The sequence below is a fragment of the Streptomyces ziwulingensis genome, assembly GCF_039542605.1.
GTDB lineage: Bacteria > Actinomycetota > Actinomycetes > Streptomycetales > Streptomycetaceae > Streptomyces > Streptomyces ziwulingensis.
This window is the reverse complement of the sequence record NZ_BAABIG010000039.1, coordinates 54,730-80,877: the sequence shown is the minus strand read 5'-3', so window position 1 is coordinate 80,877 and position 26,148 is coordinate 54,730. Positions and strand designations below refer to the sequence as shown.

At 69.4% G+C, this 26,148-nt stretch carries 25 protein-coding genes; 16 read left to right on the top strand and 9 right to left on the bottom strand.

Annotated elements, in window-relative coordinates:
• The first annotated feature begins 105 nt into the window (after positions 1–105).
• The 6 genes from ABEB00_RS20100 (at position 106) to ABEB00_RS20075 (ending at position 5,453) form a co-directional block, all read left to right on the top strand.
• Complete coding sequence (locus ABEB00_RS20100) at positions 106–624, top strand: flavin reductase family protein (RefSeq protein WP_345621260.1); 519 nt, start codon at positions 106–108, stop codon at positions 622–624.
• 438 nt (positions 625–1,062) lie between these two features.
• A complete protein-coding gene (locus ABEB00_RS20095) occupies positions 1,063–1,629 on the top strand; it encodes a hypothetical protein (protein WP_345621259.1) in 567 nt (188 codons plus the stop codon).
• A gap of 146 nt (positions 1,630–1,775) precedes the next feature.
• On the top strand, positions 1,776–2,672 hold the full coding sequence (locus tag ABEB00_RS20090; protein WP_345621258.1) for a beta/alpha barrel domain-containing protein: 897 nt from the start codon (positions 1,776–1,778) through the stop codon (positions 2,670–2,672).
• The gene (locus ABEB00_RS20085) at positions 2,669–3,517 is read left to right on the top strand and encodes a creatininase family protein (RefSeq protein ID WP_345621257.1); all 849 of its coding nucleotides are present in this window, start codon (positions 2,669–2,671) and stop codon (positions 3,515–3,517) included. The genes ABEB00_RS20090 and ABEB00_RS20085 overlap by 4 nt, the downstream gene beginning before the upstream one ends.
• Positions 3,514–4,827, top strand: coding sequence for an NtaA/DmoA family FMN-dependent monooxygenase (locus ABEB00_RS20080; protein WP_345621256.1), 1,314 nt, complete (start codon positions 3,514–3,516; stop codon positions 4,825–4,827). Before ABEB00_RS20085 ends, ABEB00_RS20080 begins: the two co-directional genes overlap by 4 nt.
• Positions 4,828–4,841: 14 nt before the next feature.
• Complete coding sequence (locus tag ABEB00_RS20075) at positions 4,842–5,453, top strand: malonic semialdehyde reductase (protein ID WP_345621255.1); 612 nt, start codon at positions 4,842–4,844, stop codon at positions 5,451–5,453.
• A 27-nt stretch (positions 5,454–5,480) separates the two neighbouring features.
• Here ABEB00_RS20075 and ABEB00_RS20070 read toward each other — a convergent pair whose 3' ends face one another.
• On the bottom strand, positions 5,481–5,846 hold the full coding sequence (locus ABEB00_RS20070) for a winged helix-turn-helix transcriptional regulator (protein ID WP_345621254.1): 366 nt from the start codon (positions 5,844–5,846) through the stop codon (positions 5,481–5,483).
• 115 nt (positions 5,847–5,961) lie between these two features.
• Here ABEB00_RS20070 and ABEB00_RS20065 point away from each other — a divergent pair, with 115 nt between their 5' ends.
• A complete protein-coding gene (locus ABEB00_RS20065) occupies positions 5,962–7,500 on the top strand; it encodes an MFS transporter (protein WP_345621253.1) in 1,539 nt (512 codons plus the stop codon).
• Positions 7,501–7,599: 99 nt separating this feature from the next.
• Here the strand turns inward: ABEB00_RS20065 and ABEB00_RS20060 are convergent, their stop codons facing one another.
• Both ABEB00_RS20060 and ABEB00_RS20055 read right to left on the bottom strand, forming a co-directional pair.
• The gene (locus ABEB00_RS20060) at positions 7,600–8,148 is read right to left on the bottom strand and encodes a TetR/AcrR family transcriptional regulator (protein ID WP_345621252.1); all 549 of its coding nucleotides are present in this window, start codon (positions 8,146–8,148) and stop codon (positions 7,600–7,602) included.
• A 25-nt stretch (positions 8,149–8,173) separates the two neighbouring features.
• A complete protein-coding gene (locus ABEB00_RS20055) occupies positions 8,174–8,647 on the bottom strand; it encodes a nuclear transport factor 2 family protein (RefSeq protein WP_345621251.1) in 474 nt (157 codons plus the stop codon).
• Between the two features lie 507 nt (positions 8,648–9,154).
• Between ABEB00_RS20055 and ABEB00_RS20050 the strand changes: the two genes are divergently transcribed.
• Entirely contained in the window at positions 9,155–10,756 is a 1,602-nt protein-coding gene (locus tag ABEB00_RS20050; RefSeq protein ID WP_345621250.1) for a GMC oxidoreductase, read from the top strand.
• Between the two features lie 95 nt (positions 10,757–10,851).
• Here the strand turns inward: ABEB00_RS20050 and ABEB00_RS20045 are convergent, their stop codons facing one another.
• The gene (locus ABEB00_RS20045; RefSeq protein ID WP_345621249.1) at positions 10,852–11,844 is read right to left on the bottom strand and encodes a LacI family DNA-binding transcriptional regulator; all 993 of its coding nucleotides are present in this window, start codon (positions 11,842–11,844) and stop codon (positions 10,852–10,854) included.
• A 326-nt stretch (positions 11,845–12,170) separates the two neighbouring features.
• Here ABEB00_RS20045 and ABEB00_RS20040 point away from each other — a divergent pair, with 326 nt between their 5' ends.
• The 3 genes from ABEB00_RS20040 (at position 12,171) to ABEB00_RS20030 (ending at position 16,169) form a co-directional block, all read left to right on the top strand.
• Complete coding sequence (locus ABEB00_RS20040; protein ID WP_345621248.1) at positions 12,171–13,889, top strand: discoidin domain-containing protein; 1,719 nt, start codon at positions 12,171–12,173, stop codon at positions 13,887–13,889.
• Positions 13,890–14,115: 226 nt separating this feature from the next.
• Positions 14,116–15,486: a DUF1996 domain-containing protein gene (locus ABEB00_RS20035; RefSeq protein WP_345621247.1), complete on the top strand. Its 1,371-nt coding sequence runs from the start codon at positions 14,116–14,118 to the stop codon at positions 15,484–15,486.
• A complete protein-coding gene (locus tag ABEB00_RS20030) occupies positions 15,462–16,169 on the top strand; it encodes a DUF305 domain-containing protein (RefSeq protein ID WP_345621246.1) in 708 nt (235 codons plus the stop codon). The genes ABEB00_RS20035 and ABEB00_RS20030 overlap by 25 nt, the downstream gene beginning before the upstream one ends.
• A gap of 348 nt (positions 16,170–16,517) precedes the next feature.
• Here ABEB00_RS20030 and ABEB00_RS20025 read toward each other — a convergent pair whose 3' ends face one another.
• Positions 16,518–17,051 (bottom strand): hypothetical protein, encoded by a 534-nt coding sequence (locus ABEB00_RS20025; RefSeq protein WP_345621245.1) that lies wholly within the window; start codon positions 17,049–17,051, stop codon positions 16,518–16,520.
• Between the two features lie 462 nt (positions 17,052–17,513).
• Here ABEB00_RS20025 and ABEB00_RS20020 point away from each other — a divergent pair, with 462 nt between their 5' ends.
• The 5 genes from ABEB00_RS20020 (at position 17,514) to ABEB00_RS20000 (ending at position 21,950) form a co-directional block, all read left to right on the top strand.
• Positions 17,514–17,741, top strand: a complete 228-nt coding sequence (locus ABEB00_RS20020; protein WP_345621244.1) for a hypothetical protein — start codon at positions 17,514–17,516, stop codon at positions 17,739–17,741.
• 114 nt (positions 17,742–17,855) lie between these two features.
• On the top strand, positions 17,856–19,604 hold the full coding sequence (locus ABEB00_RS20015) for an endo-1,4-beta-xylanase (protein WP_345621243.1): 1,749 nt from the start codon (positions 17,856–17,858) through the stop codon (positions 19,602–19,604).
• Between the two features lie 368 nt (positions 19,605–19,972).
• Entirely contained in the window at positions 19,973–20,983 is a 1,011-nt protein-coding gene (locus tag ABEB00_RS20010; protein WP_345621242.1) for an L-histidine N(alpha)-methyltransferase, read from the top strand.
• 39 nt (positions 20,984–21,022) lie between these two features.
• Entirely contained in the window at positions 21,023–21,688 is a 666-nt protein-coding gene (locus ABEB00_RS20005; RefSeq protein ID WP_345621241.1) for a HemK2/MTQ2 family protein methyltransferase, read from the top strand.
• A complete protein-coding gene (locus tag ABEB00_RS20000) occupies positions 21,660–21,950 on the top strand; it encodes a CDGSH iron-sulfur domain-containing protein (protein ID WP_345621240.1) in 291 nt (96 codons plus the stop codon). The genes ABEB00_RS20005 and ABEB00_RS20000 overlap by 29 nt, the downstream gene beginning before the upstream one ends.
• Here ABEB00_RS20000 and ABEB00_RS19995 read toward each other — a convergent pair.
• The 4 genes from ABEB00_RS19995 to ABEB00_RS19980 form a co-directional block, all read right to left on the bottom strand.
• Positions 21,936–22,973, bottom strand: coding sequence for an iron-containing redox enzyme family protein (locus ABEB00_RS19995; protein WP_345621239.1), 1,038 nt, complete (start codon positions 22,971–22,973; stop codon positions 21,936–21,938). The two genes, ABEB00_RS20000 and ABEB00_RS19995, sit on opposite strands and share 15 nt — an antisense overlap.
• A 789-nt stretch (positions 22,974–23,762) precedes the next feature.
• Positions 23,763–24,500, bottom strand: coding sequence for a DNA-binding protein (locus ABEB00_RS19990; RefSeq protein WP_345621238.1), 738 nt, complete (start codon positions 24,498–24,500; stop codon positions 23,763–23,765).
• 379 nt (positions 24,501–24,879) lie between these two features.
• On the bottom strand, positions 24,880–25,575 hold the full coding sequence (locus ABEB00_RS19985) for a class I SAM-dependent methyltransferase (RefSeq protein WP_425586533.1): 696 nt from the start codon (positions 25,573–25,575) through the stop codon (positions 24,880–24,882).
• Positions 25,576–25,679: 104 nt separating this feature from the next.
• Entirely contained in the window at positions 25,680–26,144 is a 465-nt protein-coding gene (locus ABEB00_RS19980) for a glycine-rich domain-containing protein (protein ID WP_345621235.1), read from the bottom strand.
• Positions 26,145–26,148: the final 4 nt, after the last annotated feature.

The window sequence follows — 26,148 nt, the reverse complement described above, 5'->3', positions numbered from 1 at the left end:
GACGGAATCGATCGTCTGCGGCAAAACTGTTGATCAGTCACCAAGGGTGACGCGTCATAACCGTCGTGTATGCGCACTGGCCGTCACCGGCCGAGAGGACGAAGCTTGTTAGGCGAAGGCACCTCCGCATCCGTCAAGGACCACGTCACGCCCGGCGCGTTCCGCACCGTCATGGGTCAGTTCTGTTCCGGCGTCACCGTGGTCACCGCCATGGGGCCGGAGGCACCCGTCGGCTTCACCTGTCAGGCGTTCGCCTCGCTCTCCCTCGACCCGCCCCGCATCGTCCTCGGCGTCAGCCGCTCGTCGACGAGCTGGCCCGTCATCAGGAGCGGCGCGGAGTTCTGCGTGAACGTGCTGGCGCAGCACCAGCGCGCGCTCAGCGACCAGTTCGCACGGTCCGGCGGGGACAAGTTCCGCGGCGTCGGATGGTCCGGTTCACCGGCTGGTTCCCCCCGGCTCGCCGGGGCGTCCGCGTGGATCGACTGCCGCCCGCACGCCGAGTACGACGGCGGGGACCACCTCGTGGTGATCGGCGAGGTGTGCCGGGTGGAGACCCCGGCCGAGCCGCGGCCGCCGCTGCTGTACCACCGCGGCCGGTACGCCCGGATCGCCGACTGTCCCTGACCCCGTTCTCCGCGCCGCCGGCGCGTCACCGGGGACGTACCTCACGCTGCCCGGTCGCCCCGCGCGGACGGCATCGCGACGCCCGGTCGGCCCGCACCGTCGCGGCGTCCGGTCGGCCCGCACCGTCGCGGCGTCCGGTCGGCCCGCACCGTCGCGACGCCTGAACGACGTCCGCCCGTCGCGATGTCCCGCCCGCCCCGCGCCCCGGGGTGACGCCTGCGCGGGCGCCTGCCCACGCCCTTGTGTCCCGGTGGTGTCCCGGTGGCCGCCACACCATCCCGTCACCGCCCTGACCATCCCGTCACCGCCCTGTCCGCACCCCGGCCTGCACCCCTGTCACCACCCTGTCTCCACCCCTGTCACCGCCTCCGTACCCCCTGTTCGAGGTGCCCGTCGTACCGATGGGCACCCACGTCATCGACAAGGAGCACCATCGACATGGCTCAGACCACAGTCCAGGCAGAGACTTCGGCGCGCCCGTCCGGTCTGCTGACGGGACTCGACGTCTTCGTCGGCGGCCCGATCCAGCACGCCATTCTGGAGAATGGTTTCGTCGGCCATCTGCAGACCGCGATCAGCACCGCGATCGGCACGGTCACGGAGCACGGCGGCGCCGTCTTCTCGGCTCATGTCGTGGAGAAGTTCGGCGCCGAGACCGCGGCGTTCACCCCGGAGCAGGTCTCCGTGCGGGACTTCCGCTGGATGAAGAAGTGCGACGTCTTCGTGCCCGTCCTGCCCCTGATGGACGACGGGACGCTGCGGCGCACGGACGGCACCCATGTCGAGCTGGGCTGGGCCACGGCGCTCGGGCGGCCCATCGTCATGATCACCAAGCAGCCCTTCGTCGAGTCCGCGAGCCACCTCCTCAAGGGGCTGCACCGCGTGGGCTTCGTCCAGGTCATCGACTTCGACGAGTTCACCGAGAAGCCGGCCCTGCTCATCGACGCCGTGCTCGCCGCGACCGAGCGGCAGCGGGAGGCGATCGGCGCGAGCCTCGTCGCCTGAGGCGTGTTCCGTCCAAGGGCGTGTTCCGCCCTGGGCACCCTCCGTCCGGATCAGGCGGCGCCGCGACCCGTCCCGCCGTCTGATCCGCACGAGAGGCCCTGAGCACCTCCCCCCACGCATCCGCTCACCGCCGGACGGAGACATCAGTGTCCGATACGACCGTACTGGGCCTGCCGATCGCGAATCCCGTGATCGTCGGTTCCGGACTCCTGACGGACCAGGAGCGCAACATCCGCCGACTCATCGAAAAAGGAGCCGGCGCCGTCGTCACCAAGACCATTCACCCGAACCCGCCCCAAGGGCTGGACGAGCGCATACTGCGGCTGCCCGTCGGCATGCTGAACAGCACCACCTACTCCAAGCGGCCGGTCAACCACTGGCTCCAGGTGCTGCGTTCGTTCGCCGAGGACCGGCTGCCCGTCATCGCCTCGCTCCACGCGGACTCCCCGGCCGAACTGGCCGCGCTGGCCGCGGATGTGGAGAAGACCGGCTGCCGGGCACTGGAGCTGGGGATCTCGTGTCTCAACGAGGAAGAGGGGCTGGAGGAGGACAACCCGGACCGGGTCTACGCCTACACCTCCGAGACCCGCGGCCGTACGCGCCTGCCCCTGTCGGTCAAGCTCGCCATCGGCGAGGGCCTCCAGGACCGGGTCCGCGCCGCCATCGCCGGCGGAGCGGACGCCGTCACCGTCAGCGACACCATCGCGGGTGCCGCCGTGTCCCCGGAGAGCGGCGGACTCGAACTCGACGGCGTCTTCGGCTACTCGGGCCCCGGCATCAAACCCCTGGTCCTCGCCGCGATCTGGCAACTGCGCCGACGCGGCATCGAGCTGCCCGTCCTGGGCTGCGGCGGCGTCGGCGGCGGCCGTGACGTGGCCGACTACCTCAGCGTCGGCGCCGACGCGGTACAGGTCTACACGGCCCTGCACACCGACATGTACCGGACGCTGGAGCGCATCCTGACCGAGACCCGGGAACTGACCGGCGACCGGGCCGGCGCCCCGGGCGCCGAGTACCGCGAGCCCGAAGGAGCGGTCACATGACAGCCGACCGGCCGTATGCCCTTCACCTCACCGACCTGACGAGCAGTCAGGTGGTGGACGCCGTCCGGGGCCGGACCGTCATCTGGCCCGTCGGCGCCGTCGAGCAGCACGGCCCGCATCTGCCCCTCTCCGTCGACCTCCTCCTCGCGGAGGCCTTCGCCGGCGAGATGGCCCGGGAACTCGACGCGTTCACCCTTCCCGCCCAGGCGATCGGCGCACGCTCACTGCCGCAGAGCGGCGGCGGACTGCACTTCCCCGGCACCGTGCACGTGGCCGGCGACACCCTGATCCGCTTCCTGCGGGAGACCATCAGCTCACTCGCCGCACTCCCCATGGCCCGCCTCATCGTCGTCAACGGGCACTACGAGAACGAACCGTTCCTCTTCGAGGCGCTCGACCAGGTGCGCGAGCGGGGACAGCTCGACCACACCGAGGTCTTCGCGTTCAGTTGGTGGAGCCTGGTGCGCGACAGCTTCACCGACGCCGAGATCCCCCGCTTCCCGGGCTGGCACGCCGAGCACGCGGGCGTCACCGAGACCAGTCTCATGCTGCACCTGCGCCCGGACCTCGTCACCGACCAGCGCCCGGACCACGACCGGCCGCCCCGCGCGGGCGTCTACCTCCATCCCGTCGACGTCGAGAAGACCACCAACAACGGCGTCCTCTCCTCGACCTCGGGATCGAGCGCCGCCCTCGGCGAGAAGCTGCTGCGCCATGTCGTCGACGAGGCCACGACCCTCGTACGGGACGGCCAGGGCCTGCTGTTCGCCTGGATCCAGCCCGACCGCCGACGCACCACCCCGGATCGCCGATCCGCCGCACCGTCCGGAGGGACCCGACCGTGACACGGAAGTTCCATCTCGCCTGCATCTTCAACTTCACCCCGGACGACTGGGAAGGGCCCTTCGGTACCGGAGGAGCCCCGTGGGACGGCCGGTTCCACACCGAGGTGGCCCAGGCGCTGGAACGCGCCTGCTTCGACTACGTGATCATCGAGGACAAGCTGATGGTCCCGGAGAGCTACGGCGGCACCTCCGAGCGGGCGCTGCGGCAGGGCATGGTCGTCCCGAAGCACGACCCGGTGCCGCTCGCCGTCGCCATGGGGCTGGCCACTTCCCACCTGGGCATCGTGGCCACCCTGTCGACCATGGCGTACCCGCCGTTCATGACCGCGCGGCTCGCCTCGACGACGGACAGCATGCTCGGCGGCCGGTTCGGCTGGAACATCGTCACCAGCGCCGAGAACCTGGCCGCCCAAAATTTCGGCCTGGAGAAGCTGCCGTCGAGGGACGTCCGCTACGCGATGGCCGACGAGTACGTGGACGTGGTCCGGCGGCTCTTCGCCTCCTGGGACGCGGACGCCGTCGTGCTCGACCGGGAGAACGGGGTGTACGCCGACCACACCAAGGTCCGGCCGATCCACTTCAAGGGCGAGCACTTCAGCGTGCGCGGCCCGCTGAACACCGTGCCCTCCCCGCAGCACCGGCCCGCGTTCGTGCAGGCCGGCGCCTCGCCCCGGGGCCGGGTGTTCGCCGCCCGCAACGCGGACTCGGTCATCGCCATCGCCAACGGCGTGTCCGCCATGAAGCAGTTCCGCGACGACGTCCGCGGCCACGCCGAGGCGGCCGGCCGGGACCCCGACGACGTCAAGGTGCTGTTCTGTGTGACCCCGACGCTCGGCGAGACCGAGCAGGACGCCCGGGACAAGTACCAGCGGATGATCTCCTCGCCCCAGTTCATCCACGACATCCTCGCCGAGACCTCGGCGCTCACCGAGATCGACTTCGCCCAGTTCGACCTCGACAAGCCGCTGCCGTACCGGCTGGAGACCAACGGCGAGCAGGGCTCGCTGGACCAGCTCCAGCAGTGGGGCAGCGGCAAGACCCTGCGGGAGCTGATCCTCGACGGCGCCGGCGGGCTGGTCTCCTCGGTGGAGCTGATCGGTACGCCGGACCAGGTGGCCGAGCGGATGGGCGAGGTGATGGAGGAGGTCGGCGGTGACGGCTTCATGCTGACCACACCGGTGCTCCGGATGAACCGCCGCTGGGTCGCCGAGGTCACCGACGGCCTGGTGCCCGCGCTGCAGCGCCGCGGCCTGACCCGGTCGACGTACACCCCGGGCAACACCCTGCGGCAGAACCTCGCGGAATTCTGACCCGGCCCGCGGCGATGACGACCTCCACGACACCGCGGCTGGTCCTGGACGGCGACGCCCAGGACCTGCTGTTCCGGCAGGCCCGCACCCCGGACCGGTTCACCGGCGAACCGGTCGACGACGAGACGGTCCGGGCCGTGCACGACCTCGTCCGCGACGGCCCGACCGCGTTCAACCAGCAGCCCCTGAGGATTTTCCTGCTCCGCTCCCCGGAAAGCCGCGAACGGCTGGCCGTCCATCTCTCGCGGGGCAATCGGGAGAAGACCCTGCGGGCACCGCTGACCGCCCTGCTGGCGGTGGACAAGGAGTTCCACCGGAAACTGCCCGAGTTGTTCCCGGCATTTCCCGGGGCCGCGGATTTCTACGCCTCGGACAGCGCCCTGCGGAAACGGTCGGCGGTGCTGAACGGCGCGCTGCAGGCCGCCTATCTCATCATCGGGATACGGGCCGCGGGACTGGCCGCGGGCCCCATGAGCGGCTTCGACGAGGACGGCGTCGACCGGGAGTTCTTCCCGGCCGGCGACCTCTCGGCGCTGCTCGTGGTCAACATCGGCCGTCCCGGGCAGCCGGCGGGACGCCCGCGCGGCCCCCGCCTGGCGCACGCCGAGGTGTGTACGACGCTGTGACGCCGGGCCGTCCGGCCCCCGCCCGGGTCACGCGGGCGGGCGGGGGCCGGGCAGCGCCTCGCCGCGCACCGTCTCGCGGTACCAGCGGCCCCAGGTGTCCAGCAGTTCCGTGATGGAGTCCAGGCTGTGCCCGACCTCGGTGAGCGTGTAGTCGACCCGGGGCGGCACCTCCCGGTACACGGTCCGCGTCACCAGACCGTCCGCTTCCAGCTCCCGCAACTGACGGGTCAGCATGCGCTGGGTGATGCCCGGCAGCGCGCGCCGCAGCTCACCGAATCGATGCGTTCCGGAGACCAGTTGTTTGAGAATGGCCAGCTTCCAACGGCCCCCGAGCATCTCCATCGCGAACTCGATCGCGCAGTGATCCGGTGCTTCTTCGACACTGGAACGCACGGCTGACCTCCATCGGTATACAGCGTGGCACTAGGGGACACCGAAGACCGTACTTGTGGCCCGCGTCGGTACGTCCGGAAACTGAGAATAGTCAAGCTAGGAGGCACCCGCACCGATGCGCGCAATCGAAGAGACGGAGCAGACGGAGTCCGCGGCCGCCACTCCGCCCAGGCAGCGGTGGCTGGTCCTGGCCGTGGTGTCGGGCAGTCTGCTGCTGTGCGGCATCGACCTCACCGTGCTGCACGTGGCCGTGCCCAGCATGAGCCGGGAACTGGCGCCTTCGCCGGCCGGGCTGCTGTGGATCGTCGACGTCTACTCGCTCACGCTCGCCGCCCTGCTCGTCACCTGCGGCACCCTCGGCGACCGTATCGGCCGCCGCCGCATGGTGCTCAGCGGCTTCCTCACCTTCGGTCTCGCCTCCGCGGCGGCGGCCTTCTCCACGTCTACGGCCCAGCTCATCGCGGCGCGGGCCGCGTTGGGGATCGGCGCCGCGATGATCATGGCGTCCACGGTGGCGATCATCCGGGTCGTCTTCACCGACGACCGGGAACGGGCGCTCGCCCTCGGCATCTGGACCTCCGCCCACAGCGTCGGTGCCACGATCGGCCCGCTGGTCGGCGGTCTGGTCACGGCGAAGTGGGGCTGGAGCGCGGTCTTCCTGATCAACGTCCCCGTCATCGTCGTGCTCCTGGTCGTCGGCGCCCGGGTCGTCCCCGAGTCCCGCAACCCCGTCCCGCGCCGCTGGGACCTGGCCAGCGTGGTGCTGTCCGTCGCCGGCCTGGCGGGCGTCGTCTTCGCGCTGAAGCAGGCCGGCGAGCATGCCGGGGTGAACGGCGTCATCGTCGGCACGGCGGTCCTCGGAAGCCTCCTGCTCTACGCGTTCGTCCGCCGCCAGCGGCGCATCGCCGAACCGCTGCTGGACTTCACCCTCTTCCGTGAACGCCGCTTCAGCACCGCCACCCTGTGCGTCATCGGCTGCTTCGGCTCCTACGTCGCCCTGCTGTTCTTCCTCACCCAGTGGCTCCAGCAGGTGGGCGCGTACTCGCCGCTGCGCGCCGGACTGGCCCTCATGCCGCTGGCCGGTGCCAACGCCGTCGGCGCGATCACCGCGCCCTGGGCCGCGAACCGCTGGGGCAACCGATGGGCGCTCACCGGCGCGCTCGTCCTGTTCGCCGTCGCCCTCGCCGCGATCGCCCTGGTCGGCGACACCGCCCACTACGGCGTGCTGCTCGCGCCGTTGCTCGCCGCGGGGTACGGCGCGGGCATCGTGATGACCCTGGGCGCGGACTCCATCATGGGCGCCGCCCAGCCGGAACGCTCGGGCGAGGCGGCGGCCATCCAGGAGACCTCCTTCGAACTCGGCGCGGGCCTCGGCGTCGCCGTCCTCGGCACCGTCCTGACGGCCGTCTACCGGACCGGTCTGCCCCAGGTGGCCGGGCTGGGACCGGACGGGCGGAGTACGGCCGAGGAGTCGTTCGCGGACGCCGAGGGCCTCGCCGCCCACCTTCCCGCCGAGACCGCGCAGGGGCTGCTGCACGCGGCGCGCCAGGCGTACGACCAGGGCTTCACGACCGTCATGGCCCTGGCCGCGGTCGGCCTGGTCCTCACCGCCACCATGGCGGCGGTCCTGCTGCGCCCGCCGAAGACCGGCTGACCGCCGCACACCGCCCGCACACCGCCCGCGCACCGGGCGACCGGACGGCGGCCCGCTCGGGGCCGCCGGCGCCGAACGCGCCGGACTGCCGGTGCCGGGTCATCGAGCGGTGAGTACGTGCGCCCACGGCTCATCGATGTCGGCCAGACCCAGCACGGCCACCACGTTGTCGAGCATTCCGGCGCCGAACCAGTGCCGCACGGCCTCGTCGTCGTCCAGCAACCGCCGAACGGTGTCGACCTGCTTGGCGTAGCACCGGCGCACGGCCTGCTCCACCAGTGGCTCGCCGACGGCACAGTTCGCGTGCATGAGGAAACGCAGGATGTTCCGGTCCGCGACGAGCGCGGTGTAGGCGCCGCGCGCCGCGTCCAACGCCGCCTCGGGCGCCGGACCGGCCCCACCCGACGCCGGCGAGTGAGCGACCAGCGTGTCGGTCATGACGACGGACACGTGGTCGACCACCGCCGCGAACAGTGCTTCCTTGTTCGGGTACAGGCGATACAGATACGGCTGAGAGACGCCGACCCAGTCCGCGATCTCGTGCGTCGTCGTACCGTAGAAACCCTTTCGCGCGAAACAGTCGACCGCGGCGGCCACGATGGCCCGACGTCGTTCGTCGCTCTTCGTGCTGGTACCGGCGGCAGGCATGGGAGTCAGTCAAACACGGCTCTCCTCAGCGTCCAAAAGCCACGCTGCGGTCGGCGTCGGACGGCACCTCGTGGGGCGTGAGCGCCTCGATCGCCACCAGCGGGTTCCAGTAGTCCAGGTAGTGGGTGATGCGCGCGTCGTCATCGGTCCGGACGACGGAGATGCACGTCTGCTCGTACGGCTTGCCGGTCGGCAGCGCCGTGCCTGTCGAGCGGAATTCGGCGATCACCAGACTCGGATCGACCGTCTCGTGGAACACCAGGTCGACGAAGTCCACGTCAAAGGTCTCGGGGAAGTTGCTCATGTGCGCGCGCAGCGCGTCTCGCCCCGTCACCCGCCGGGGCACACCGGCCGGCGCGTACGGGAACTCCAGCACCGCGTCCGGGGCGAACAGCTTCACCCACTCCTCGGTGTGTCCGGCGGCGGTGAGGCGCAGATGCTCGGCCACGGCGTGCTGGGCAGCGGCGCGGCGACCGGCGTCGTCCTTCTTGACTGTCATCTTCACTCCTGCGTTAGTGGTCGACCTATAACCTACCACGCCATGAGTCCCCGGTCGCGGGGAAGACCTTCGGGGGCCGCGCGCGGGGCGGCGAGCACCGGCCCGCACCCTGCGCGGCGAACAGCCTGACGACCTCGGCGGCGGCCTCGAAGCGGAGCGCCGCCTTACGCCGTTCGGCGAGCGGCGGCACGGCATACTCCCGAACCGACGCACCGCGTACCGCGGTTGACGCCTCGCCCACCCTTGCCCCCCGGCCCCCGCCCCGTCACCGCGACACAGCCAGCCATTCGAAAATGGCACCCGCAGACTTCTTGTCTCTGACTGACACGTCGACCTACGCTGCCGTAAGTGACCAGCGAGTAACAACGCGGTGGCGCACGGCATGCGACGTGCGCGGCCGTACCGCGCGAGTTCAGGTGACATCGCCCCGGAAGATCCGCCTCGCCTGAGCAGTCCGGACGGCCTCACTGATCGGACGGCGCCCCACCCCACCCCAAGGAGCCGCTCATGTCCACGCCCAGCAGACGTGCCCTGCTCACCGCCACCGCGGGAATCGCCGCAGCGAGCGTCCTCCCCTCCCCCGCCGCCGCGGCCTCCGGGCCGGCCCGGGTGGGACTGGCCCGGGAGGAACACCGGGCCGTCATCATCGGCTCGGGCTTCGGCGGTGGTGTGGCCGCGCTGCGGCTGGCGCAGGCCGGCGTGCCGGTCACCGTCCTGGAGCGCGGCCGGCGCTGGCCCACCGGGCCGAACGCGGAGACCTTCCCCCACGTATCCGGCCTGGACAAACGGGCGCTCTGGTACGGCACCCTCCCCGCAGCCGTCCGGCCACTCGCCCGGCTCATCGGCACACCGCTGAACTTCGGACCCTATGTGGGCCTGCTGGAGCCGATACTCGGACAGAACATCCTCGGCGTCTGCGCGGCCGGGGTCGGCGGCGGCTCCCTCGTCTACCAGGGCATGACACTTCAGCCCGCCGAGGCGGTCTTCGACACCTGGCTGCCCCAGGAACTCGACTACCGGCGCATGAACGAGATCTACTACCCGCGGGTCGCGGCGATGCTCCGGGCGACCGCGGCACCGGACGAACTGGTCACCTCGTCGAACTACCACGCGGCACGGGTCTTCGCCGAGCGGGTGCGCAGGGCCGGCTACGGCCTGGAGAAGATCCCGATGCCCATCGACTGGGACTACGCCCTGGCCGAGCTGCGCGGCGAGATGAAGCCGTCCTACACGAACGGGGACTGCGCGCTCGGCGTCAACAACGGCGGCAAGCACTCCGTCGACGTGACCTACCTCCGGCAGGCGGAGGCGACGGGGAAAGTGACCGTCGCGACCCACCACAACGTCACCTCCGTGGCACGGGCGGCCGACGGCCGCTGGGAGGTGCATGCCGACCGGACCGACGACACGGGCAAGGTGCTGGAGCAGAAGATCCTCTCCACCCGCGCCCTGGTCATGGCGGCCGGCAGCCTCAACACCAGCAAGCTCCTGGTCCGCGCGGGAGCCACCGGCGCCATTCCCGACCTGCCCGACGGACTCGGCGAAGGGTGGGGGACCAACGGCGACCGCATCTACGCCTGGACCAACCTCCAGGAGGACTTCGGGGCCGAACAGGGCGGCCCGGTCGTCTACGGCAGCAAGGAGTGGGACGACCTCGCCACGGCGAACACCGTCATCCAGGCCTCACTACCGCCGCTCGGCCTCAACTCCCGGACCACCATGCTGGTCGGCTTCGGGGTGAGCGCCGACCGCGGCCGGTTCCGCTACGACGCCGCCACCGACTCCGTCTCGCTGCACTGGCCCCTGGGCGGCGACGCCGCCAGCCACCGCGCCATCCAGCGGCGCGTCGACAAGGTGGCCAAGGGGCTCGGTGTCCTCACGGACACGAACACCCTGGTCAACAGCACCTGGCACCCGCTCGGCGGCGCCCCGATGGGCACCGTCTGCGACCTTGAGGGCCGCGTGGCGGACCAGCGCGGACTGTACGTGCTCGACGGCGCGCTGATCCCCGGCACGACCGGCGCCTGCAACCCGTCGATGACCATCGCCGCCGTGGCCGAACGGGCGATGGACGCCATCACCACGCACGACATCGACACGATCATCTAGACGACGAACGAAGACACCGAACGAAGACACCGAACGAAGCGGAGCACCGTCGGTGCCGGCGCTCCGCTCGCGGGGTGACGCGTACTGACGGGAGGTCAGGTCGACTCGCGCACGACGAGTTCGTTCGGCATGATCACCGGCCCGGTGGGGCCGCCGTCGATCAGGCCGAGGAGCAGGTGGACCGCGGCGGTCGCCTGGTCGGCCATCGGGCTGCGCACCGAGGTGAGCGCGGGACTGGTGTAGGACGCGGCCTCTATGTCGTCGAAGCCGACGACCGCCACGTCTTCGGGGACACGTCGGCCCGATTGATGGAGGGTGCGCAGGGCTCCTATCGCCATCAGGTCGTTGGCCGCGAACACCGCGTCGAGGTCGGGATCGTCCTCCAGGAGCTGTCGCATGGCTTCGGCGCCGGAGGCTCTGGTGAAGTCGCCCAGGGCCACGATGGAGCGGCGGCCGGTGTCACGCAGCGTCTGACGGTAGCCATCGAGACGTTCCCGTGCCTCGTACAGTTCGAGCGGCCCGGTGATGGTGGCGATCCGGCGCCGACCGCGCTCCAGGAGATGACGCACGGCCAGCGCCGCTCCGGCGGCGTTGTCCAGCGCCACGTACGGGACGTCCTGTGCGGAGGTGCGGTTGAAGGACACGACAGGCAGGCCCTGCCGGGCCAGGGCGGCCGGCAGCGGATCCGTACCGTGCAGGGCGACCAGGAGCACGCCGTCCACATGCCCACCGGCGATGTACTGCACCACCCTGGTCCGGCTCCGGTCCGATTCCGCGAGCATGAGCACGAGCCGTTTGCCCGCCGTCTCGAACTCTCTGCTGACGGCGCGGACCACGGTGGAGAAGAGAGGATCGTCCGAGACGACTCCTTGGGGCGGGTCGGACACCACCACGGCGAGGGTGTCCGTGCGGCGGGTGACGAGATTGCGTGCCGCCCCGTTGGGCACGTAGCCCAATTCGTTCACGGCGCGCATGACGACGTCTCGGATCTGCGGGGCGACCGTCGTCTCGCCGTTGATGACCCGGGAGACGCTCGATTTGGACACGCCCGCTCGGGCGGCCACCACATCGAGGGTGGGGCGTTTCATACCTGTCCGTCCCCTGTGCCGCCGCCCGGGTGCGTGCGCGGGGCGGGTTTTCTCATCAGGGCGACCTCCGGCTCTGCGTCATGGCAATGCGAGCAGCGTATCCGCAGGCCGGGGCGGCATGAGCGGGTCCGGAAAGGCGTCCCGCGCGGCGCCACCCCCGTGGCCGCCGACCCGCCGCGAAGCCCGTGAGGAACCGCTCCCCCACGTGTCGTACGTGTTAAGCCGCTGTTTTTTCAAGGTGAAACAGGTCTTGACAGCCTTTACCGGTCCCTCCATTCTCCCCTTCAGGGAGCGCTCCCTGGCCTCCCCCACATGAGGAGTCGCCCATGCAAGGGCCGCTGCGTCGCTTCAGCTCGTTCCTGGCCCTCGCGGCCGCACTGCTCGCTTTTCTCGCCCTCCCCGCCCCTTCCGCGCAGGCGGCGGAGGTGCTGCTCTCTCAGGGAAAGCCCGCCACCTCCTCAAGTACCGAGGGCGACTTCAGCGCTCGTAGCGCCGTCGACGGCGACCCCGGGACGCGCTGGTCCAGCACCTTCGCCGACCCGCAGTGGATTCAGATCGACCTCGGGGCGAGTGCGGAGATCAGCCGGGTCGTCCTCGACTGGGAGGCCGCGTACGGCACGGCGTTCAGGATCGAGGTGTCGAGCGACGCGGAGAGGTGGACCGTCGTCCACCAGACGGCCGCGGGCCCGGGCGGCACCGAGAACCTGGCCATTTCCGGCACCGGCCGCTATGTGCGCATGTACGGGACGCAGCGCGCCACCGCCTACGGCTACTCGCTGTGGGAGTTCCAGGTGTACGGCACCGCCGGCGGGCCCGGCGGTGACGCCGCCCGGCTGCTCTCGTACGGCAGGCCGGGCACGGCTTCCTCTTCCCAGAGTGACCAGAACTGCTGGGAGTGCACACCGGCCAGGGCTTTCGACCGGGATCCGGCCTCGCGCTGGTCCACCAGCTCCACCACGGGATGGACCGATCCAGGCTGGATCTCCGTCGATCTCGGTGCGCCGGCGCAGATCGACAAGGTCGTCCTGCAGTGGGATCCCGCCTACGCGAAGTCCTTCCAGATCCAGGTCTCGTCGAACGGGGCCGACTGGACACCGATCTATTCGACGACGTCCGGCACGGGCTTCAAGCAGACGCTGGCCGTCTCCGGCACCGGCCGCTACGTGCGCATGTACGGGACGCAGCGCGCCACCCCTTACGGCTACTCGCTGTGGGAGTTCCAGGTGTACGGCACCGGCGGCGATCCGATACCGGCTCCGCCGCTGCCGAGCGACCCGGCGAACCCGCCGCGGCTGGTGTGGAGCGACGACTTCGACGGCGCCGCGGGCGGCAGACCCGACTCCGCGAAGTGGCGGGCCGACCCGGGCACCGGGCCGAACAACGAGCTGGAGTACTACACCGACCACCGCAACGCCGCCCTGGACGGGGCGGGACACCTGGTGCTGGAGGCACGCAAGGAGGTCACCGCCGGATCGTCGTGCCCACGTGACCCGCTGAGCGGCAGCACCACATGTCAGTACACCTCGGCGCGGATGAACACCGGCGCGACGTTCCAGTTCACCTACGGTCGCGTCGAAGCACGCATCAAGGTGCCCAAGGGCAACGGTCTGTGGCCCGCCTTCTGGATGATGGGCGGCGACTTCCTGACGGGCCGGCCGTGGCCGTACAACGGCGAGATCGACATCATGGAGATCCTCGGCAAGGACGTGAAGACCGCCTACTCGACCGTCCACGCGCCCGCCTACAACGGCGGGGGTGGCATCGGCGCGCCGTACACACTGCCCGGGAACGCCGACTTCTCCGACGACTTCCACACCTGGGTCGCCGACTGGAACAGCAGGGGCATCACGTACAGCCTGGACGGCCGGACCGTTCTGACGCTCGACAAGGCGCAGGTGGAGCAGACCCGCGGACCATGGATCTTCGACCACCCGCACTACCTGATCCTCAACCTGGCGGTCGGAGGTGACTGGCCGGGCCCGACAGACGCCGGCACCCCCTTCCCCGCCAAAATGCTCGTCGACCACGTGCGGGTCTATCAGTGACCCCTGGCCGCCCGGTGACCGCGAAGGCCCCGGGCGGCTCCGCCCACCCCCCTGTGGGCGGCGGTCCACGTCACCCCAGCAACCCGACAAAACGACAACACGGCAAATCAACGACCCGACAACCCGGCAATCCCTTGCGGGCAGACGCCGTTGTCAGCCTCCCGCTCCCCCCATCGCCGCACTTCGGCGAGCAGACCCCTACCCCTGACGCCCGTGAGGAAGTGACATGCGCAGACATCCCGTCCCGCTGTACACACTGTTGGTGAGCACTCTGGCGGTCGTGCTGGCCGCCGCCCTGAGCCTGACCGTATCGACCCAGCAGGCCCAGGCCGCGACGGTCACCGTCCAGGCCGAGTCCTACGCGGCCCAGTCGGGTGTCGCGTCGGAGGCGACCGGGGACATCGGGGGCGGGCAGAACGCCGCGTTCCTCGCCGACGGCGACTGGATGCGCTTCGACAACGTCGACCTCGGCGCGGCCGGCCGGCTGACGGTGTCGGCCCGGATCGCGTCCGCCGTCGGCTCGGGCACGGTGGAATTCCGGACCGGCAGCCTGGCCGGACCCCTGCTCGCCGTCATACCGGTCTCCCCGACCGGCGGTTGGCAGACCTGGGCGACCCAGGCCACCGATGTCACCACCCATCCCACCGGTTCACAGACGGTGTTCGCCGTGCTGCGCAGCACGGCGACCGGTGACTTCGTCAACATCAACTGGTTCTCCTTCGTCGGCGCGGGCGACAGCCCGGCGGCCGGATGGGTTCCCATCGACCAGGCCAAGTGGAACGCCCAGTTGGCGCAGTTCCGTGCGATGACGCCCGCCACCGTGCCCGCCGGTAACGTCCGGGTCCCGGAGTTCAACGCCACCTGCTCCTACAGCCACTCCAAGCCGGACGACCCCATCGTCCTGCCGGGCCTGCCCGGCGCGTCCCACATGCACAGCTTCTTCGGCAACAGGAGCACCGACGCCTTCTCCACGACCCAGTCGCTGCTGACCAGCACACCGACCAGTTGCACCCCTGCCGACGACCTCTCGGCGTACTGGATCCCGACCCTGTACGAAGGCGACAAGGCCGTCGAAGCCGAAGGCATGATCGTGTACTACGGTTCCCGGCTCGTCGACCCCTCGGCGACCGTGCCCTTCCCACAGGGTTTCCGCATGATCGCGGGCGACGCCAAGACCCAGACGCCCACCCCGGCGGGCTCGCCGGGCCAGTACTGGTGCGCAGGCGAGGGCGGTGAGATCGGCCGCAGCGCCGACGGCAACTGGCCGCGCTGCGCCCCGAAGGCCCATCTCACCCACCAACTCGTCTTCCCCGACTGCTGGGACGGCAAGAACCTCGACAGCCCCGACCACAAGTCGCACGTGGCGACCACTTACGACGGCAAGTGCAGCGGCGCCTACCCGGTCGCCATCCCCAATCTCTCCTTCGTCGTCAGCTATCCGACCAGCGGCAGCACCGCGGGCTTCCGGCTGGCCTCGGGCATGGCATCGTCCATCCACGGCGACTTCTTCAACGCCTGGGACAACGCCGCCCTCGGGCACCGCGTGAAGGACTGCGTCAACCAGAAGGCCAAGTGCAACTCCGCCGGCACATTCTGACCCTGTGGTCGGCATGCGCCATGGTGGTGGCGCTGCTGGCCGTCGGGTGCACCTCGCAGCCGACGGCCGGCGCGTCGCCGGAGCCGTCCTTCAACGCCACCGACACCGCCTGGATCCTGTTGATGATCCCCATGGCCGAGCGCGCACGGCTCCTGACCGATCTGGCCCCCTCCCGCACGGCGGACCCGGGCCTGGCCGAGCTGGCGGCGAAGACCGGATCGACACTGCGCGGAGACCTCCGCCGACTGCGCGCGGTGCTGCGTCTCTCCGGCGTCCCCGACACCCACCCCCACGAGGGGCACAGCATGCCGGGCATGGTGAGCCCCGGCACCCTCGAAAAGGCGGCAGCCATGAACGGCCGGGCGTTCGACCGGATCCTCACCGACGCGCTGCGCGCCGGCTTCACGCGGTCCCGGTCGCTCTGCGCCGACGAGCAGACCCACGGCCAGGCCGACGAGGCGACGGAACTGGCCGCGGCCATCGCGAGGAGCACGGCCGAGCTGACCACCCGGCTGGACACGCTGCGAGCGGCACAGCCCGCGCCGTCCGGCGACGAGACCACGGTGGCGCCCGGTCCGGGCGCGAGCGTGGCCAGGTCGTCCGGGCGTACGGCGCCCCCCAGCCCGGGTGGGTCGGCGCCACCACGTGAGGGTGTGACGCCAGGCGGTCGGTCAGGGCCGTGACGCGGACGGGACCGGGGCCGCCGTGCGGGACGGGGAGGGGGCTGCCCTCCCCGCCCGTGTGTACGTCGAGGGTGTACGTCGAGGGTGTAGGTCGAGGGCCAGGCCGGGCGGTGTCCGGACGGTGTCCGGACGGTGCGCGGGCGCAGCGCGGTCGCAGATCTCCGCTGTCCGGCGGGGGTGGCTGCTTCAGGCCGCGCGGACCGAACATCGTCTCCGGACTCTCGGCCCAGTCGGCGGCATGCCCGCCGGCCTGGTCGACGACTCCATCCAACCGCGTTGGCCGCCCCGACCGTGAGGTCGGGGCGGCCAGGTGTGCCGCACAGGCTTTGGGCGGGCACGTCGGAGGAATCAGAGGAAGGTGACGACGATGGGGCCTGACACCGAGGTGATTCCGCCAGGACTGAGGCAGCCGAGCAGGTCAGTCGTGATGGCCAGGGTGGTGTGGCTGGCGGTGTCGCCGACGAAGACACCGGAGATCACCGTTCCGAGAGTGGTGATCACCGTCTGACCGCCGGGCTTGAGGTCGATGGTCAGGGTGTAACGGACCGTGCTGCTGGACCCGTCGTTCCAGTTGTAGACGATGTTGAAGGCACCGGGGCTTCCCCCCACGCAGGACAACGGACCGGTTCCTTGGAACGATCCGGTCCCGCCCGTGATGGAGGGTTGCGTCAGCGAGACGCAGGGGCCCAGTACCAGGTTGGAGCTGAAGGAGACCGGCTGCGGGAGAAGGCTCAACCCCGGGTTGTAGGTGACGGTCTGCAGGGCCGGGCAGGTCAGGTCTCCGGGCAGGGCTGATGCACCGGTCACGCCGGGCCCCGCGAACAGCAGTCCGCTGACGAGGAGTCCGAGGGCGGACAGGCGGGCGACGAGTCTCTTGAGCATGGCGGATTTCCCATCTGAGGTGCTGGCTGCCAGACGCCAGGCGGACTGGGGCGGGGACGGTAGAGGGCGGCCGGCACAGTCGACAGGTGACGGCGACGGTACGGTGACGGTGACGGCCAGTGGGAACGCTCCCTCGTACGCCGGGGAGGTCACCTGAGCAGCGAGAAAAGGCCATGCGGGGCGTTTTGTGCCTGGAGGGCGCGAGCTGAATCGCGAAGGGCGAAGGTGGGCCCACGAGAAGGCGGTTCGACCCGAAAGGGCGCTCGGCTTGACGCTCGAAAGAGTGTGAGAAAAAGATTTCCTGATTCATTATTTTCTGGCAGGCGCGACGCGTTGTCCACGGAGCGCACAATGACATGGGGAGCGCATAGTTCAAGCCGGAGCGTGGAGCGCACTCCGGCGCACGACGCCTGAGTAGGTCATGGCCGCTCGAGAGGGTGGCAGGTGGGATTCACTGCAGGTATGGAGAACGCCTTGTGGGACCGGCTGTCCGCGGCCGGAGAGGGCAGGAACCTGCGATGGCACCGAGCCTGCTCGGCTTTCTCGTCAGGCGTGGTGTCGGCGTGCGGGCAGTGCATCACCAATGTCGACACCAACAGCTCCGGCGCCGATCCCGGCCCGGTCGTCATCGCCTGTCACGACCAGCGCGTCACCTCCGTACGCTCAAGTCTCACCGAGTACCAGTTCTGACGTGTGGCGGTTCCGACGTGTGGCGGCCCGGCCGCGGCTCGTCCGCATGCGTGATGAACTGTGGCCCGGCTTCGAGATGTTGATCTCGTCTCGAACGAGAGAGCGGGAGGCACCGTGGACCTTGGTGGGGGGACGTGGCAGCGACTGGCCGCCGTGGCGCTCGTCATGGCGGTGGCGGCCGGGTGTACGGGGCAGGGCGAAGGCGCGGGCGGCGGAAACGACGAAGACCTGCTGCGGAACCACGACTGGACGCAGATGCCGGGCACCACCGCGCGGAACGGCGTCCTGCGGGTCAGCGCATCGGATCGGCGCATCGTGGAGCAGGACTCCTCCGGCGGCCGGCCCAACCCCCCGCTGAACCTGGCCGGCCCGCATCTCAGGTCCGACGGCGACTTCACCGTCACCGCGCGCATGTCCGGTGTGGGTGACGATGACGGCGACTCATGGCTGCGGCTGTACGGACGGGTACCGGTCATCTACGACGAGTGGCGGCAGGAGCGGCCCTCACTCCGCGTCGGCGTGAGGGCCGACGGACAAGTGAAGGCGGAGATATGGGACGGCGAGGGCGATGAGCCGGCCACCTCCGAGGATTTCGACTGCGACTGCTCCGGGACGGTGACGCTCGCCGTGTCGAGCATCGGTGACACCTTCCGCGTAACAGCCGACGGACGGCGGCTGGGAACCGTGCAGGACCCGGGGGTGTTCGCCGAGGGCACTGTCTGGTTCGGTCTGGAGGCGGACGCGGGCGAAGACGAGCGCGAGCGCCGCGAGGGATGGCGTCTGACGCAGTTGACCGCGCGGGCGGAGAGCGGTGACTCGCTCCGCGTGATCAAGGCGCCGCGGCTACGCCAGGAGCAGTCCGACCACTCGCTGCGTGCGCGGGCCGCAGACGTGGGGCGGCCGTTCGACGTCGGCACCGCCCTGGCCGAGAACCCGCTGCTCACCGACTCACGCTACCGGGCGCTCGCGGGAAGCCAGTTCTCCATGCTCACTCCGGAGAACGCGTTCAAGCCACAGTTCCTCCACCCACGCCGGGGCGTCTACGACTTCCGCGACGCGGACCTGCTCGTACGCTTCGCCCGCGCGAACGACATGAAGGTGCACGCGCACACCCTCGTCTGGCACGAGGCTCTGCCCCACTGGATGCGGGAGAACGACGACCCCGAGGAGGTGCGCCGGACCATGCTCCGGCACATCGCCATGGTCGCCGGGCACTTCAAGGGAGAAGTCGCGGAATGGGATGTGGTCAACGAGCCCATGTCCGACGACGAGAAGAGCTACACCAACGGGGATCTCGGTCTGCGCTCCGAGCAGAGCCCGTGGTTCGAGGCCATGGGCGAGGAGTACATCGACGAGGCGTTCAGGGCCGCCCACCGGGCCGATCCGAAGGCACGGCTGTTCCTCAACGAGTACGGGGCCGAGGAGGAAGGCGAACGGTGGGACGCCCTTTACGATCTGGTCGAGCGGCTCAAGGAACGCGGCGTACCGATCGACGGCGTGGGTTTCCAGAACCATGAGTACGCACCCGGCGACCGCGTCGACCCGGAGACCTTCCGCAGCCATGTGCGGGATCTGGCGGAGCTCGGGGTTCAGGCGCGGGTGTCGGAGATGGACGTCCCCATAGGCGAGGACGAGGAGGACGGGCGGCAGACCCAGGCTGATGAGATGGCGGGCAAGCTGCGGGTCTGCCTGGAGGAGCCGAACTGCACATCGTTCTCCACATGGGGATTCACCGACCGGTACGGTTCCACCGCCGACACCAAGATCTATCCTCCGCGCACGGCCGATTCCCTGCCGTGGGACGCGGCCCTGCGGCCGAAGCCGGCGTACGAGCGCCTGCTCGCGGCCTTTGACGAGGCGTGAGGAATCAAGGCGCGTTCACGGCCAGGCCGACAGAGATGAGGCGCCCGGCCGACACTCCGGCGGCAGTCGCCGACGGCACGCCCGCGTGCTTACGACTTCTACGGCACCGTCAGCGCGCGGCAGTCCGTACCGGAATTAGAGAGAGGGAGGTGGCTGAAATACGGCAGTGCTGTCATATGCGATTGTTGACGGTCCAGCGAAGTTGCGGGAACTATCGGTTTGCGTGCTGTGCAGTAGTGGCAGGCTCCACGGGGTGACCGGAGTGTCTACCGCCACCGCGTTCCGTTCGATCTACGACGCATGACAGGTACTGGGCTACGGTCAACGTCCGGGATGGCGCGGCCCGAGGAGTCTGGAGAGACATTGTGGTGCTGAGCCGAGTCGATATCGTGGCGGTTGACAAGGGTGCGGCTTTCTGGGAAGACCGGTCCGCTCTCCTTGCCGGGCTGCGGGAGAATCCACCGAGAGTTCCCGCTCACTTCGGATATGACGCGCTCGGCTCGGACTTATTCGAGTTGATCACCGAGTTACCCGACTATTACCTCACTCGGGTCGAGTACGGACTGCTGAAACGTCACGCCGGGGAGATAGCCGACCTGATCGGGTCCGGTCGGGTCGCGGAGCTGGGGAGCGGGAGCGCCAAGAAGACCCGTCTGCTGTTGGCAGCTTGCGCCGACCGCCGGCCGACTTCCTATCTGCCGATTGATGTCAGCCGCGAGATGCTGGAGACGAGTGGGCGCGATCTGACCGCCGAGCTGCCCGGCCTGCGAGTACAGGGCTTGTGGGGCCGGTACGAGGCGGGGCTGGCCTGGCTGAGGGACAGCAGGCCCGAACCGGTGACGGTGTCGTTCCTCGGCAGCAATCTCGGCAATATGCCGCTTGACGAACGTGACAGACTGCTCTCCGAGATTGTCGGGACACTTCGACCCGGTGACGGATTCCTTGTCTCGGTCGATCTCCTGAAACCGGCTCAGGTACTCGAAGCCGCCTACAATGATCCGGTCGGCCGGTCGGCGTTCACGCGTTTCAGGCTCAACCACCTGGACCATCTCAATCGGCGTTTCGGCGGAAATTTCAACTCGCGGATTTTCGCCGCACGAGCACACTTCGACGCCGATACCGGAACCGTCGACGCGCGTGTTTACGCAACCGAGGACCATACCGTCGCGTTTCATGATTTTGATCTTGAGCTGAACCTGCGGAACGGCGACTCGCTCAACGTCGGCTTGTCCCACAAGTTCCAGCGTGAGCAGTTCGTGTCCGACGTCGTCGCACGCGGTCTTGAACTGCGCGCACAGTGGCTCGACGAGAAGTGGCAGTACGGAATTTTCCTCTTCACGTACTCACATGGCCGTAGTGAGGCAGCCGATGCGCTCTGAGATGAGAGAGGCCGATTCCCGCGATGCCCGGATCACACCATGTGGTTACTGAGGCCCCCCGGGGTATACCGGCCCCAGACGGATACGTGGTTACTGGTCCAAGCGCTGAATGACGCCGGAATCCCTTGCGGTGCGCGTGTTCTGGACATGTGCACCGGTACCGGTGCGTTGGCCATCGCCGCGGCGGGCGTGGGAGCGGGACACGTGACGGCGTTGGATGTCTCACTCCGTGCCACGCTGGCGACCCGCTTCAACGCTCGCGTACGCGGACTACCGGTCCGGGTCGAACGCCGGGACGCGATGACATTTCGCGCACCCGGGCAGTTCGACGTGATACTGGCCAACCCACCGTACGTACCCTCCCCGCAAGGGGATCTGCCGCGGAGCGGGCCGAGCAGGGCATGGGACGCCGCGCGTGACGGACGGGCCCTGCTCGATCCGCTGTGCGTCAACGCCTCCGGCATGCTCTCCAGCGGCGGCATGCTGTTGATCGTCCACTCCGCCGTGTGCGGAGTGGAGACCACTGTGGACCTGCTGCACACGGCAGGACTGAAGGCCGCGGTCGTGGCCCGCCGGACAGTACCGTTCGGCCCGGTCATGAACCGCCGGATCCCGTTTCTGGAAGAGCAGGGACTCATCACGGCGGGACAACGCGAGGAGGAACTGGTGGTGATCCGTGGAGACCGACGCAACGACCAGCCCTAGTCCGGTTCCGGAACCGGACGCTTCCGCCGGCTCACGAGACCGGGACCGTAGGCGGGTCACTCTCGTTCCCGGTGGACCACTCCTCGTCGAAGGTCCCGTGGAGGTGGTGACCGGAGACGGTCAGGTCGTCCTCTCGGATCGTTTCGTGGTCGCCCTGTGCGTGTGCCAGCGCAGCCGGCGGCACCCGTTCTGCGACACCAGCCACCGCCGAAGCGTCCGCCAGGATGCCGACAACCAGACCCCGGGATCAGGCCCCGGCTGACTGCTCGGGCAGCGCCCGGCGCAGCGATGTCGTTCCGGTGCGCCAGGCGGCGAGCAGGTGCGCGGCCAGTCTGCCCTCCATCAGCTCGGTGGCCGCGATACCGAACACCACGTCCCCGGCGAGGTGAGGTTCCCGTCGGAGCAGGTCACCGATGACCTCACGACGCAGTACCTGTTCGTGCACGGCGTCGGCTTCGATGTGCTCGGTGAAGAAGAGTGAGCACTGCGGTCCCGCGCCCAGCCGGTCCAGCGCCTGGGCGATGCGCTGTGCGCTCGGCGCTGTGGTGATCTCGGCCGCCGCGAAGTGACCGACCAGAGCGCCGCGCAGCCTCCGGTGCAGCCCGAACATCGACATCAGATTCACGATCGCGATCGCGGGTGCTGGTACGTCGTCCATGTAGTGCAGGTAGGCGGAAGAGAGCCCGGCACCGACCAGGAGGTCGGCGAACATCTGGGAGTGCGCCCTCTCGGCACGGCCCCCGCCGAACTCGTCGAACTCGACTGCCACCAAGGAAGCCTTGGCCTGACCCTGAAGACGGGGAATCGCCCAGGCGTGCGGGTCGGCCTCCTTCAGGTGATACACCGAACGGTGCGCGAAGTACTCACGCATCTGTTCCCAGGACGCATGGTCCCGGAGATAGTGCGACACCCCGTCTCCGGGCACCTTCTTCACCAACAACCCATCCAGTACGGCGGCGACATCGGTACCACCGCCCGTGTCCGAGCGCAGAGCCGTCACGAACGCACGCTCCATCGCCGCCCGCAACCGAAGCAGCTCCGGATCCCACTCCCACAACGGATCGACACCGCCAAAACCCCGATAGTGCAGCTCATAACAGATGTGCAGGGCCAGCGTCAGATCCTCACCGTACGGATCGATCCCGTCCAGGGCATACAGCGGAAACGGCTCCGAGGTCGGGGGCTGCGCCAGCGCGGTCACCACCGCCGCGGACAACGGCCCCCGGGGGGCTGGCAACGCGTGGGCGAGAGGCTCGAAATCTGTGATGGCAGCGATGACGGTCATCGGCTCTCCAACTCGATCGAACGCATAGATGCCGTACGCACGGACGATGAAAGCATTTTCGCCTACCCGCGCACTTACCACCAGACGCCCTCCACCTGCCCGCGTAGCTGCCGGGCGGAGGGCCGGACCGGCGAGGAGTGGTCGCCGGGCCGACCGTTTGGTGATGCCTTGGCCAGGCGCCAGGTGCCAGGTGTCAGGTGTCAGGTGCCAGCCGGTGCGAGCGGCGTCGGGGGCCGGGGGTCGGGGGTCGGGTAGATCCATAGGACCCGGCCTCGCGCGGAGCGTGTCCCCGTCGTCATAGGCGAACCGTCCACGGCGCAGGCTGCGGACGAAGGCGAGGCGCGTCAGGAGGTGGATCGACCATCGCGTGCCCCATGCACTGCCGCCCGACCCGCTGACCGCCGACCTGCGCGAAGGGGCCACCGGCACTTCCTCGTGATTACCGCTCTCATCTGTTGCGGCATCATCGATGTGAACGTGAAACCTGCGTTCTCCCAGGTGACGACGTTTCTGCTGTGGTGGGGCGGGGGGACTCGAACCCATTACGGTGACGCTTCTCACCTGCGGTTTCTCTGGAGTACCGGACATACCTATCCGTTTCCATCGGGCTGCGTCTTCCTCGACCCTGCTCCCCGAGGGTTGTGCAGCGTCCGCTGCACACCCGCTACTGGGCCTGCTGGACAACGTGAGGAGACTTGACCGCCGACGCAGACGGTTCACAGCCGACGACGAGCAAGACGTGCTCGACGCCTGAGGGCGCTCGAACATCGTCAAGATCAACGGCGCCACTCATGACGGAGAGTAACGCGGCGGGAGCGTCAGCGGCGCGCTGGTTCCGCTCCTGTCGCCCCGGTCGCGGCGCCTTGACGGCCTGCGCCAGCGGCGACACCGATTCCCTGGCCCGTCGCAAGAAGGGCAATCACCGAGCCACAGGTTGACCCGGCATATGGACAGCAGTCTTGGCCGACGTCTCCGACGACCGCACGCTGGGACCTGCCTGGCGACGGCGTCGTTCGGCTCGAAGTACAGCTTGGTGACGTCGAAGAACCGAGCCAGACCTTCAAGGACCACGGGCACCGGTGCGTCGTCCTCACCCGTCCGCAGGGCCTCGACGCCCTCGGCTGAGGTGACCTGGGAGCCCGCAGAGGCGTTCACCGAGTCCGTGATCTCCTGGTCCCCCGGCGCAGTCCCGCCCAGGTAGGAGCGCTCCAGCAGGAGAGTGATCTTCTCGGCCAGCGTCTCCGGCGCCTTCTCGGCCTCGGCGGCGTCCTCGTCAGCCGCTCCGGAAGACCGGTCCTGGGCGCGCTTCAGCTCGTCCTCGGTCACTCCGTAGGCGGCTGCGAGGAGGGGGATGTACCGGTCCTTGAGCCGTCGGACGCCCTGTTCAGCTCCAGCCACCGGACCATCGCTCTTGGTCCCGATGACCGCCCGCGTCTCGTACCGGTAGAGGCCGGCGTCGCATCGCAGGTCGATCAGATCGGGCAGGCCGGCGCGCGGGAACAGGTCGTCCAGATCCCGGTTCAGCACCCTGGCGAGAGCAGGTAACTTCCCTTGATCGGGTGCCGTCGCTTCCGACCCCACCCCGCCACGGTCGAGTCCGCAGCTCCGAGGGCGGAGGCCACGTCGGCCTGCGAGACATCCGCGGCTCGACGTACCGCGCGCACACGTTCTCTGTCGAAACGGCGAGCCGGCATCGGACCTCGTTTCTGGACAACACCGATACCCGGCTGGGAGGGAAGGCGTCCCGGCGGAGAGTCTGGAAGGCCCAGCAGTCTGAGCAGCTCGCCCGTCGAAACGGCCTCCCGCCGGTCAACCTGTGATTTGCCCGGCTCGTATCTGGTGAGCGAAGGACCAGGAATCCCTGATGTGAGGGATCACGACACCGAAGTCGCATCCCCCGCTCATGTCAGGCCTGGCATACCGCCGTCACCAACAGTGTCGCCGCACTCCGCGGGCCCTCGACCGCCGGCGGCAGCACGTTGACGTCGATCTGCGTGAAACCGGACTCGTCCAGGACCTTCGTCCAGAGGTGTTCCTGGAGGACCCAGCGACGCATAGTGGTCGCCTCTCCGTCCGGGGTCTTCGCCGGAATGTCGGCGGGGACGACGTCGGACTCCGCGGGTGCTCCGCCGAGGTAGTGGGCGAGGGTGGAGAACGCCAGCAGGCCGCCCGGACGCAGCCCGGCGGCCACGACCGGCAGCAATTCTCGGGGGTCGGTGAAGTCGACCGCGCCGAAGACGCTGTAGAGCACGTCGTAGGTGCCGGCCGTCGTCCGCAGATGCTTCACGGCGTCGGATCGGACGATGCGCAGGCGGGGTGCGAGGTGGCCGAACAGGTCGGTGGCCATGGCGTGCTGCGCGGGTGAGGCATCGACGGCATCGACTCGGGCGGGGGCCTGATGGGTGGCGAGGTGGGCGGCCTGCCTGGCCGCTCCGGCGCCCAGGTCTCCGATGACCTTGCCGGTCAGGTCCCCCAGGATCTCGGAACCGGGGCCGCCCTCCTGGCTCCAGAGCCAGTGGAAGGCGCGGGGAACAGTGCGGTCGCGTTCGGCGCGGGTGCGGCCGAAGTGGTGCCAGAGGTCGGTGGTGATCGTCACCCGCATCATCCTGGTGGGCGCGGCCCGGGGCCGGGCGGACTCCGGGGAATTTCACCCACCCGTGAGCCGGGCCCGGCCTGGTCAGCACGGGGCCCGGCTCACCGCTCACGTCAGTGTGCGTCGTTGCCGGGGCGGCACGGGCCGCACTTCGCGGCGTCCTCCCACAGCGGCAGGTCGACCTCCCAGCCGTCGGACGCGATCAGGTCCGCGGTCCTCATCACCGAGCCGTCGTCCTTCATCTCGGCGTCGGGGACGTGGTGCAGGAAGATGCCGCCGTTGAAGCGCTCGCACAGCTCGGCGTAGGCCACGGTGTCCAGGATGATCGTGTGGACGCCGATGTCGACGAGCTTGCTGGGCGCGAGCCCCAGCCTCTCGCCCCGGTGGTGCATGGCGGTCAGCAGGTAGGCGTAGCCCTGTCCGAGGACTCGGGCCGCCATGACCGAGTCGTACGGGCAGTCCCGGATCAGGAGCCCGACCTGCTTGTCCCACAGGTCGGCGGGCACGGCCTCCCGCACGGATCGGATCGGGCTGGTCGTCGGGTCGGTGGCCGGGGGAAGTGCGACAGCCGTTGCCATGATG

Bases quoted from the DNA above. Each gene is read 5' to 3' on its own strand.
- ABEB00_RS20045 (WP_345621249.1), bottom strand. From the start codon at position 11,844: ATGAAACGCCCCACCCTCGATGTGGTGGCCGCCCGAGCGGGCGTGTCC.
- ABEB00_RS19985 (WP_425586533.1), bottom strand. From the start codon at position 25,575: ATGCGGGTGACGATCACCACCGACCTCTGGCACCACTTCGGCCGCACC.
- ABEB00_RS20060 (WP_345621252.1), bottom strand. From the start codon at position 8,148: ATGCCTGCCGCCGGTACCAGCACGAAGAGCGACGAACGACGTCGGGCC.
- ABEB00_RS20055 (WP_345621251.1), bottom strand. From the start codon at position 8,647: ATGACAGTCAAGAAGGACGACGCCGGTCGCCGCGCCGCTGCCCAGCAC.
- ABEB00_RS20020 (WP_345621244.1), top strand. From the start codon at position 17,514: ATGGAGAACGCCTTGTGGGACCGGCTGTCCGCGGCCGGAGAGGGCAGG.
- ABEB00_RS20025 (WP_345621245.1), bottom strand. From the start codon at position 17,051: ATGCTCAAGAGACTCGTCGCCCGCCTGTCCGCCCTCGGACTCCTCGTC.
- ABEB00_RS20085 (WP_345621257.1), top strand. From the start codon at position 2,669: ATGACAGCCGACCGGCCGTATGCCCTTCACCTCACCGACCTGACGAGC.
- ABEB00_RS20075 (WP_345621255.1), top strand. From the start codon at position 4,842: ATGACGACCTCCACGACACCGCGGCTGGTCCTGGACGGCGACGCCCAG.
- ABEB00_RS20005 (WP_345621241.1), top strand. From the start codon at position 21,023: ATGTGGTTACTGAGGCCCCCCGGGGTATACCGGCCCCAGACGGATACG.
- ABEB00_RS20035 (WP_345621247.1), top strand. From the start codon at position 14,116: ATGCGCAGACATCCCGTCCCGCTGTACACACTGTTGGTGAGCACTCTG.
- ABEB00_RS20050 (WP_345621250.1), top strand. From the start codon at position 9,155: ATGTCCACGCCCAGCAGACGTGCCCTGCTCACCGCCACCGCGGGAATC.
- ABEB00_RS20040 (WP_345621248.1), top strand. From the start codon at position 12,171: ATGCAAGGGCCGCTGCGTCGCTTCAGCTCGTTCCTGGCCCTCGCGGCC.
- ABEB00_RS19980 (WP_345621235.1), bottom strand. From the start codon at position 26,144: ATGGCAACGGCTGTCGCACTTCCCCCGGCCACCGACCCGACGACCAGC.
- ABEB00_RS20065 (WP_345621253.1), top strand. From the start codon at position 5,962: ATGCGCGCAATCGAAGAGACGGAGCAGACGGAGTCCGCGGCCGCCACT.
- ABEB00_RS20095 (WP_345621259.1), top strand. From the start codon at position 1,063: ATGGCTCAGACCACAGTCCAGGCAGAGACTTCGGCGCGCCCGTCCGGT.
- ABEB00_RS19995 (WP_345621239.1), bottom strand. From the start codon at position 22,973: ATGACCGTCATCGCTGCCATCACAGATTTCGAGCCTCTCGCCCACGCG.